The 9,161-nt window shown below is 67.6% G+C and carries 9 protein-coding genes; 5 read left to right on the top strand and 4 right to left on the bottom strand.

Annotation, left to right across the window (positions count from 1 at the left end; genetic code table 11):
• Both AC1D1G_RS20030 and AC1D1G_RS20025 read right to left on the bottom strand, forming a co-directional pair.
• Positions 1-376, bottom strand: a 376-nt coding sequence (locus tag AC1D1G_RS20030; protein WP_477953430.1) for a chromosome condensation regulator RCC1, incomplete at its 3' end; no start/stop codon positions are given.
• Positions 377-486: 110 nt separating this feature from the next.
• Positions 487-1,017 carry an ester cyclase gene (locus AC1D1G_RS20025; protein ID WP_283333519.1) on the bottom strand — a complete coding sequence of 177 codons (531 nt, stop codon included), beginning with the start codon at positions 1,015-1,017 and terminating at the stop codon, positions 487-489.
• Between the two features lie 151 nt (positions 1,018-1,168).
• Here AC1D1G_RS20025 and AC1D1G_RS20020 point away from each other — a divergent pair, with 151 nt between their 5' ends.
• The 3 genes from AC1D1G_RS20020 to AC1D1G_RS20010 all read left to right on the top strand — a co-directional run bounded on the left by AC1D1G_RS20020 (position 1,169) and on the right by AC1D1G_RS20010 (position 5,160).
• Entirely contained in the window at positions 1,169-1,894 is a 726-nt protein-coding gene (locus tag AC1D1G_RS20020; protein WP_082764733.1) for an HAD family hydrolase, read from the top strand.
• A gap of 2 nt (positions 1,895-1,896) precedes the next feature.
• The gene (locus AC1D1G_RS20015) at positions 1,897-4,236 is read left to right on the top strand and encodes a glycoside hydrolase family 65 protein (RefSeq protein WP_477953428.1); all 2,340 of its coding nucleotides are present in this window, start codon (positions 1,897-1,899) and stop codon (positions 4,234-4,236) included.
• Positions 4,237-4,326: 90 nt separating this feature from the next.
• Complete coding sequence (locus tag AC1D1G_RS20010; RefSeq protein ID WP_477953432.1) at positions 4,327-5,160, top strand: sulfurtransferase; 834 nt, start codon at positions 4,327-4,329, stop codon at positions 5,158-5,160.
• Positions 5,161-5,167: 7 nt separating this feature from the next.
• Here AC1D1G_RS20010 and AC1D1G_RS20005 read toward each other — a convergent pair whose 3' ends face one another.
• Together AC1D1G_RS20005 and AC1D1G_RS20000 are read right to left on the bottom strand one after the other, a co-directional pair.
• Positions 5,168-6,187 (bottom strand): cation diffusion facilitator family transporter, encoded by a 1,020-nt coding sequence (locus tag AC1D1G_RS20005; RefSeq protein WP_477953427.1) that lies wholly within the window; start codon positions 6,185-6,187, stop codon positions 5,168-5,170.
• Positions 6,184-6,591, bottom strand: a complete 408-nt coding sequence (locus AC1D1G_RS20000; RefSeq protein ID WP_477953425.1) for an ArsR/SmtB family transcription factor — start codon at positions 6,589-6,591, stop codon at positions 6,184-6,186. The genes AC1D1G_RS20005 and AC1D1G_RS20000 overlap by 4 nt, the downstream gene beginning before the upstream one ends.
• A gap of 117 nt (positions 6,592-6,708) precedes the next feature.
• Here AC1D1G_RS20000 and AC1D1G_RS19995 point away from each other — a divergent pair, with 117 nt between their 5' ends.
• Positions 6,709-7,218 carry a MarR family winged helix-turn-helix transcriptional regulator gene (locus AC1D1G_RS19995; protein WP_016883656.1) on the top strand — a complete coding sequence of 170 codons (510 nt, stop codon included), beginning with the start codon at positions 6,709-6,711 and terminating at the stop codon, positions 7,216-7,218.
• Positions 7,215-9,158, top strand: coding sequence for an MDR family MFS transporter (locus AC1D1G_RS19990; protein ID WP_477953423.1), 1,944 nt, complete (start codon positions 7,215-7,217; stop codon positions 9,156-9,158). Before AC1D1G_RS19995 ends, AC1D1G_RS19990 begins: the two co-directional genes overlap by 4 nt.
• The last annotated feature ends 3 nt before the right edge of the window (positions 9,159-9,161 follow it).

Raw genomic sequence — 9,161 nt, 5'->3', positions numbered from 1 at the left:
CCTCCTCGGCCACCGGCGGTTCCTCTTCGGCCACGGGTGGCTGCTCGGATGCGGCGGGCTGCTCGACCGCCGGCGGAACCACTGCAGGCGGCGGTATCACCGGCGGCGGTTGCTGCTGGCCTGCGACCGGAGCCTGCCCACCCCCGCCGGAACCGCCCTGCCCGGTCCCCGACGAACCGCCGCCGCCTCCGTTCGACTCGGGCGCGACGGCCGGCGGTGCGAGCTCCGACGTCGGTGGAGTGGTCGTGGCGGCGGCGGGTGTCGCCTTTGTTGTCGAGCTGGACGTTTCGGATGTCGGCGTCGGTTCGCCGTCGGACCCGCAGGCCGACAGCGTCAGGAGCGCACAACTTGCCGCGATAACCACCGAGCGTTTCAAGGACCGTCTCCTTCGTTCGAGTATCTATCGATCGAACAGAACATACGGTCCGTTTGGTACGTTTTGGCGTTTTTGCGAGGAATCGTCACCCTTCCGACACGAACGGCGGCTCAGCTCTGCGCGTTTCTGCGCGCCGCACGCTTGGCCCAGGCATTGCGGACCATCGACAGCGGCGTCGGCGGCACCCAGCCCAGCTGGACCGCCTGACCGAGGTCGTCCCGGGTGGCCCAGTGCTCGATGACGCGGCCGTCTTCGACGCGCAACCAGTGCGACTGGTTGACCGCCAACGATCGCCCCGTGGGCGCGAACACCTGATCGATCGATCCCTGCTCGTCGTAGACGACGAAGGGTCCGACGTGCCTGCCCTTCATGATCGTGTAGACGACGGCGAGGTCGCCCTCGACGACGACATACTCGACGTCGAACCGCAGCTCGGCGAACGCGGAGCGCAGCCACACCGCGGTAGCGTAGAACGCGTCGGGTCCACGCCCTCGCGTCCGCGGGGGTTCCGTCGCGCTCTCCCGGTTGAATGCGTCCGAGTGGACGACGGAATCGAAATCGGCGCGGCTTCCGTTCGCCATGATCTCCATCGCGCGAACGGCGAGGGATCTCACTTGCTCCGACGGGGCCGGTTCCTCCATGTTCACGGTGCACTCCGCAACAGTCGGTGGGAACTCTCAGTATTCGACCGCCCTCGACTGGAAGTCAACGACCTGATGCAGGTCCGTTCGGTACAGGATTTGCGCGCGCCTCAGCGAAACCGCCGTCGACGGCGGTACCGTCGGGGAGGTGATGGGACTGCCTGATGCGATCTCGGCCTGCTTGTTCGATCTCGATGGTGTGCTCACGGCAACGGCGGTGCTGCACCGGAAGGCGTGGAAACGCACGTTCGACGAGTTCCTGAAGCATCGCGAGGGCGCCAACTTCCGGCCGTTCACCGACCAGGACTACTACGACTACGTCGACGGACGTCCCCGCGCCGACGGGGTCCGGACCTTTCTCACGTCCCGCAGCATCACGTTGCCGGAGGGATCGCCGGACGATCCACCCGGCGCCGAGACCGTGAACGGTGTCGGGAACAGCAAGAATCGGCTGCTGCTGAAAGTCATCGAGGAAGAGGGCGTCAGCCCCTACCCCGGTTCGGTCCGCTACATCAGCGCGGCGTACGACGCCGGCCTGAAGATCGCCGTGGTCACGTCGTCCGCGAACGGCAAGGCCGTCCTCGACGCGGCCGATCTCAGCCGCTACGTGCACGTCCGCATCGACGGGGTGGTGATCAGCGAGCAGGGCCTCCGCGGGAAACCCGCGCCGGATTCGTTTCTCGCGGCCGCCCGCGCCCTCAACGTGCATCCCGATCAGGCGGCCGTGTTCGAGGATGCCCTGTCCGGAGTGGAATCGGGACGGGCAGGCGAATTCGGCTACGTGGTCGGGGTGAATCGGAACGATCAGGCCGAGGCGTTACGCGAACACGGCGCCGACGTGGTGGTGAACGACCTGGCCGAACTTCTGGAAAGGTGAGCATGGACGACACGGGCTACGAGATCTCGCCGTGGCAGCTGCGCTGGCGCGGACTGGATCTGGAGGCACTGCACGCCACCGAATCCACCTTCGCACTGTCCAACGGACACATCGGGATTCGTGGCACGTTCGAGGAGGGTGAACCGCGCGGTCTCCCCGGCACCTACCTCAACGGGTTCTACGAGCAACGTCCCCTGCCATACGCGGAGGCGGGTTACGGCTACCCCGAGGACGGGCAGACCGTCGTGAACGTGACCGACGGCAGCATCATCCGGCTGCTCGTGGAGGACGAGCCCATGGACATGCGGTACGGGAGTGCACCGGCGCACGAGCGCGTCCTCGACTTCCGCTCGGGCACCCTGCGCCGCACCACCGAGTGGACGTCGCCGACCGGACGCCGCGTGCGCATCCATTCGGAACGACTCGTCTCGTTCACCTCGCGTGCGGTCGCCGCCATCCATTACGAGGTCGAGCCGCTCGACGGGGACATCGAACTCGTCCTGCAGTCGGATCTGCTCGCCAACGAACACATCCCCGCCCGCACGGACGACCCGAGAGTCGCTGCCGCCCTGGACACTCCATTGGTCTCCGATTTCGCTGCCGCCCACGACTTCAGGGCGGTACTCGCCCACCACACGCGTGCGTCGGGACTGCGCATGGCCGCGGGGATGGACCACGAGGTCGACTACCCCGCCAACGGGCGGTGCAGCATCGAGACCGAAGAGGATCTGGCCCGGCTCACCGTGGCCGTCGACATCCCCCAGGGTGAGCGCCTGAAGGTGACGAAATATCTGGCGTACGGATGGTCGGCGCGGCGGTCGACTCCGGCCCTGCGCGGCCAGGTGGAGGGGGCGCTCGCCGGAGCACTCGAAACCGGCTGGGACACCCTGCTGAAACGCCAGCGCGAGTATCTCGACGCCTTCTGGGAGACGGCGGACGTCGAGATCGACGGCGACGCGGAACTGCAGCAGGCGGTGCGGTTCGCGCTGTTCCACGTGCTGCAGGCCGGTGCCCGCGGTGAATCGCGGGCGATCCCGGCGAAAGGCCTGACCGGGCCCGGGTACGACGGTCATGCGTTCTGGGACACCGAGTCATTCGTACTCCCCCTGCTCACGTACACGGTGCCGGACTCGGCCCGCGACGCACTGCGCTGGCGGCACTCCACGCTCGACAAGGCGAAGAACCGCGCCGTACAGCTGGGGCAGGCAGGCGCCGTGTTCCCGTGGCGCTCGATCAACGGCGAAGAATGCTCCGGCTACTGGCCCGCGGGAACCGCGGCATTCCACGTGGGTGCCGATGTCGCCGCGGCCACGTCCCGGTATCTGGCCGCGACCGGGGACGAGGAGTTCGAAGCCGAATGCGGCGTCGAACTGCTCGTGGAGACCGCCCGGCTGTGGACGTCGCTCGGCCACCACAATGCGCAGGGCGAGTTCCGAATCGACGGCGTCACCGGGCCGGACGAGTACACCGCCGTCGCCGACAACAACGTGTTCACCAACCTCATGGCGCAGAAGAATCTGCACGACGCGGCGGCCGCCTGCGAGCGACGCCCCGGCCTGGCGCGCGAGCTCGGTGTGGACGACGAGGAAGCAGCGCTCTGGCGAGACGCCGCCGAGCACATGCGCATTCCGTTCGACGACGCTCTCGGCGTCCACCAGCAATCCGACGCCTTCACGCACCACGCCGAGTGGGACTTCGAAGGCACACCACCCGAGCACTATCCGCTGCTGCTCCACTACCCGTACTTCGATCTCTACCGCAAGCAAGTGGTGAAGCAGGCCGACCTGGTGTTGGCGATGTATCTTCGCGGCGATGCCTTCACGGACGAACAGAAGATCGCCAATTTCGCCTACTACGAGGCCCTGACGGTTCGGGATTCGTCCCTGTCGGCGTGTGTGCAGTCCGTGATGGCCGCCGAGGTCGGGCAACTTCAACTCGCCTACGACTACCTCGCCGAGGCCGCCCTGACGGACCTCCACGACCTCCATGCCAACGTGGAGAACGGATTGCACATCGCCTCACTCGCCGGAACGTGGATGGCGTGCGTCGCGGGATTCGGTGGAATGCGCGACCACGGCGGCAACTTTTCGTTCGCACCGCGGATACCACCGCAGCTGGTCAATCTGTCGTTCCGGATGACGGTGCGGGGCAGCCAGATCCACGTGGACGTCCGCGCCAAGACCGCAACCTACCGGCTGCTGTCCGGCGAACCCGTTCAGCTCGCCCACCACGGCAGCCCGTTCACTCTCGACTCCTTTCCGGTGACGCGGCCGATCCCGGAACTGCCAATTGCCGCGCCTGTGCGGCAACCGTACGGGCGGGCACCCGCGCGTCGGGGTTGACATGACACCCGGCCAGCCCGGACACCGCGGCCGCGAGCAGCAGCGCGGCACACCGAACCTGCGTTGTGCGACAGTGGTGCGATGAGCACTGTGGTGACGATCGACGAGTTGGCGGAAACGCTGAACAGCGCCGCTCCGCCGGTCCTTCTCGACGTGCGGTGGGCGCTCGGCGACACCGAAGGCAGGCAGCACTATCTCGACGCGCACATTCCCGGTGCCGTGTTCGTCGACCTGGAGACCGAACTGGCCGCCCCGGGATCCCCGGAACTGGGCAGGCATCCCCTGCCGACGGTGACGGACCTCCAGGATGCCGCGCGCCGGTGGGGTGTCCGGGCCGGCAGCCCTGTCGTGGTCTACGACGCCACCGGGAACCTTGCCGCCGCGCGGGCGTGGTGGCTGCTGCGCTGGGCCGGAGTTGCCGACGTGACGATGCTCGACGGCGGTCTCGGCGCGTGGACGTCGGCGGGCCATCCCGTCCGATCCGGCGACGAGCACCCACCACTGCCCGGTGACGTCGTTCTCACTGCGGGCCACCTGCCGACGCTGACCGCGGACGAGGCCGCCGAATTCGCCGACCACGGCCACCTTCTCGATGCCCGTGCCGCCGAGCGGTATTCGGGCGCGACCGAACCCATCGATCCCCGCGCCGGGCACATTCCCGGTGCCCGCAGCGCCCCGACGTCCGAGAATCTCGGGCCCGACGGACGGTTCGCGCCTGCCGAGGTGCTGCGCGAACGATTCGCCGCGGTCGGCGTCGAGCCCGGACGTCCCGTCGGCGTGTACTGCGGATCGGGTGTGACGGCGGCCCACCAGGTTGCGGCGCTGGCGCTCGCCGGCGTCGACGCCGCCCTGTATCCGGGGTCCTGGTCGCAGTGGTCGTCCGATCCCGGGCGGCCGGTCGCCACCGGCCCCGACCGGCGATGAAAGCGAGTCACGCCGTCTGACCGACCGCCTCCGCGTCGTGCGCCGGATAGGCGTGGATGAGGGCGGTACTCAGCTTCGGAACCGCGTGGGTGAGTGTGTGTTCGGCGGTGTGCGCCACGCGGTGCGCGTCGCGCAGGCTGGTCGAGGGATCGACGTCGAGTTCGGCGTCGGCATGCAGGTGGTGGCCGATCCACCGCATCTTGACGCTGCGCACCCCGACCACCCCCGGTTCGGCGGCGAGGGCCCGTTCGGCGGCGTCGACCAGTCCCGGATCGACGCCGTCCATCAGCCGCCGGAACACGTCGCGCGCCGCAGTCCGCAACACGAGCAGGATCGCGGCCGTGATGACCAGGCCCACCACCGGGTCGGCGAGCGGAAGCCCGACCGCGACACCACCGGCGCCCAATACCACTGCGAGGGAGGTGAATCCGTCGGTCCGTGCGTGCAACCCGTCGGCGACGAGCGCGGCGGAGCCGATCCGCCTGCCGACCCGGATGCGGTACAGCGCCACCCACTCGTTGCCGGCGAATCCGATGACACCGGCGAGGGCAACCCACCCGAGGTGGTCGATGGGCACCGGATCGAGGAGGCGGCGGGTCGCCTCCACACCCGCGACGACCGCGGACAACGCGATCATCACCACGACGAACAACCCAGCCAGGTCTTCGGCCCGGCCGTAGCCGTAGGTGAATCGCCGGGTGGCCGCCCGCCGTCCGAGGGCGAACGCGATCCACAGCGGGACCGCCGTCAGCGCGTCGGAGAAGTTGTGCACGGTGTCGGCGGCGAGAGCGACGGACCCGGACAGCACCACCACCATCACCTGAGCGAGGGCGGTGACTCCCAGCACCACCAGGCTGATCTTGACCGCCCGGATCCCGATCTCGCTCGCCTCGAGCGCGTCGTCGACGCTGTCCGCGGAGTCGTGGCTGTGCGGGGCGAAGATCTCGCGGATCGCCCCGCGGACGCCACCCGAATCTCCGTGGCCGTGGCCGTGGCCGTGCCCATGGGAATGTCCGTGGCCGTTCACGAGCCACCTCCCTCCGCGGCGAGGTCCGCGTCGTCGTGGATCACCTGCAGATCGCCGGTGGCGCGGTGATGTCCCGGGATGCCGGGGCCCGCGTGCTCGGCATTGAACACGGCGTCGGTAACCAACTGCTGCACGTGCTCGTTGGCGACGCTGTAGTAGATGGACGTTCCCTCCCTCCGCGTGCGCACCAGCCGCGCCATCCGGAGCTTCGCGAGATGTTGCGAGACGGACGGTGCCGGCTTCCCCACCCGTTCGGCCAGCTCGTTCACCGACAGCTCGCCTCCCACCAGTTGCCAGAGCACCTGCACCCGGGTGGCGTCGGCGAGCATGCGGAAGACCTCGACCACCAGCCCGACCTGGTCTTCGTCGAGTCGGCGCCGACAAGCGCGCTTATCTGCATTCATACGCAGATAATAGGTCACTTTGTTTTGTGATGCATCAGACACCGAATCGACTTACTTGCTTGCGCTAACGATGTATATAGTTGCTTGCATCAAGTAAGTCGTCCTTCAGGGGTTGCCATGTCCGTCTCGTCAGTGCCTACCGTGCCGTCCGTATCTCTCGGCACCACCGAAGCGCTCATCGACGAGGTCTTCCTCTTCGGCCGCGTGCTTCGCGACGCCCTGGTGTCGGAAGGCGACGGTCACATCCCGCGCGCGTTGACGGGGGTCCTCCTCGTCCTCGCGGCTCGGGGGGAATGCCGGCAGAACGAACTCGCCACCGAACTGTGTGTCAGCCAGTCCTCACTCAGTCGCCAGATCACCGATCTGGTGGACGTCGGCTACGTCACCCGCCACTCGGATCCCGCCGACGGACGCGCATTCCGAATACGCGTGTCGCCGGAGGGAATGGCGTACGTCAAGCACGTGAGAACACAGCGAGCGGCACGAATGCAGAAGTTGATGACCGGCTGGAACGAAACCGAGGCAGCGATTGCCCTCGAATCCATCCGGCACCTGAAGGAAACACTCTTCGATCCAGAACACCGGATCGTTACGAGCTCGAACCCGATTGGAACACAAAGCGTATGACCGAAACACAGACTCGGCCGCCGGTTGAAGAAACGACGGCCATGACGCACCGCCAAATCCTCGAAGCCCTCACGGGCCTGCTCGCCGCGCTGTTCACCGCGCTGCTGAGCAGCACGATCGTCGCCACCGCTCTCCCCACGATCATCGGTGACCTGAAGGGCACGCAGACCGCGTACGCCTGGGTCATCACCAGCGCGCTGCTCGCCAACGCCGCCTCGACACCCATCTGGGGCAAGCTCGCCGACCTGTTCAACAAGAAGGTCCTCGTCCAGAGCGCGATCGTCATCTTCGTCATCGGTTCGGTGATCGCCGGCTTCGCGCACAACGTGCCGATCCTGCTCGCCGCACGCGTCATCCAGGGCATCGGCATGGGTGGCCTGACGGCTCTCGTCGTCGCCATCATCGGCACCATCGTCGCTCCCCGTGAGCGCGGCCGCTACTCCGGCTACATGGGTGCCGTCATGGCCGTGTCGATGTCGGGTGGCCCGATCCTCGGCGGCGTCATCGTCGACAGCCCCCTCGGCTGGCGCTGGTGCTTCTTCGTGTGCGTGCCGCTCGCCGTCATCGCACTGTTCCTGCTGCAGCGCACCCTGCACCTCGCGACCGAGAAGAAGGACGACGTCTCCATCGACTGGCTCGGCGCCCTGCTGCTGACCGCCGGTGTGTCCATCCTGCTGATCTGGGTCTCGTTCGCCGGCAAGGCCGGCTACTACGAGTGGTTCTCCCGTGAAACGGTCATGTACGTCGGATCCGGTGTGCTCCTGCTGGCCGCGACAATCCTCGTCGAAGCCAAAGCCAAGTCGCCGATCATCCCGCTCAAGATCGTCACCGAGAAGACCACCGGACTCGCCATCATCGCGTCCGTCGCCGTCGGTGTCGGAATGTTCGGTTCCACCACGTTCCTCGGCCAGTACTTCCAGACCTCGCGTGGCTACACCCCCACGATGGCCGGAGTGCTCACCATCCCGATGGTCGCCGGCATGCTCCTCGGCACGGTCGGATCCGGACAGCTCATCACTCGCTTCGGCAAGTGGAAGCCGTTCGTCGTCGGCGGCGCCGTCCTCATGATCGTCGGCTTCGGATTGCTCGGCACCATCGATCACGAGACCAGCCTCACCCTCGTCGGCGCATACATCGCGATCATCGGTCTCGGCATGGGCATGCTGATGCAGAACCTGGTCCTCGCGGTGCAGAACACCGTCAGCGTCCAGAACATCGGTGCGGCATCCAGCTCGGTTGCCTTCTTCCGGACCTTCGGTGGCGCGATCGGCGTCTCGGTTCTCGGATCGGTGCTGGCCACCCGCGTCGCCGACCTGTCGGCCGACGGTTTCGCGAAACTCGGCATCCCCGCCGGGTCGAGCAGCGGCGGCGGAAGCCTGGACCTGACGTCCATGCCCGCCCCCGTGCAGGGTGTCATCCGCGCCGCATACGGAGACGCGACCGGCCGGATCTTCCTGATCGCCGCCGTCGTCGCCGTCATCACCCTGATCGCCGTCATCCTGCTGCCCAACCGCCCGCTGCGTCGCACCATCGACCTGTCGAGCGAGCAGGAGCCCGTCCAGGAACCCGAGTACGCCCCCGTTCCGGAGTACGCACTCGAGCCCGACACGGCGCCGATCCAGTCGTCCGAGGTCCGCGGCGGCAGGCACGAGGCCCCCGCCGATCAGCGGCAGCCCTTCGCGGGGTTGAGCGCCGACGCCCGGGACCGTCTCCTGTCCATGCTTCTGCCCCAGCCGGAGCAGACGCTGGAAGCGATCGACGAAGCGGAGAAGATCCGCGACGAGGTCAACCGCCTGCGCAACGATCTCAACGCCAAGCTCGTCGAATTCGACGCGGTCTGGGATCGCCTGCGCGAGCTGGGACTGAGCGAGGAGCAAGTGGCCGGCGTCCTCGGCGGCGGCCACGTGACGGACACCGGCAACGGTGCCCTCATCCGCTGAATG

The sequence above is a fragment of the Rhodococcus sp. P3_B8 genome (genome assembly GCF_056402775.1).
Note: the sequence above shows the minus strand (reverse complement) of the source record. Positions and strands in the feature narration are given on the sequence as shown.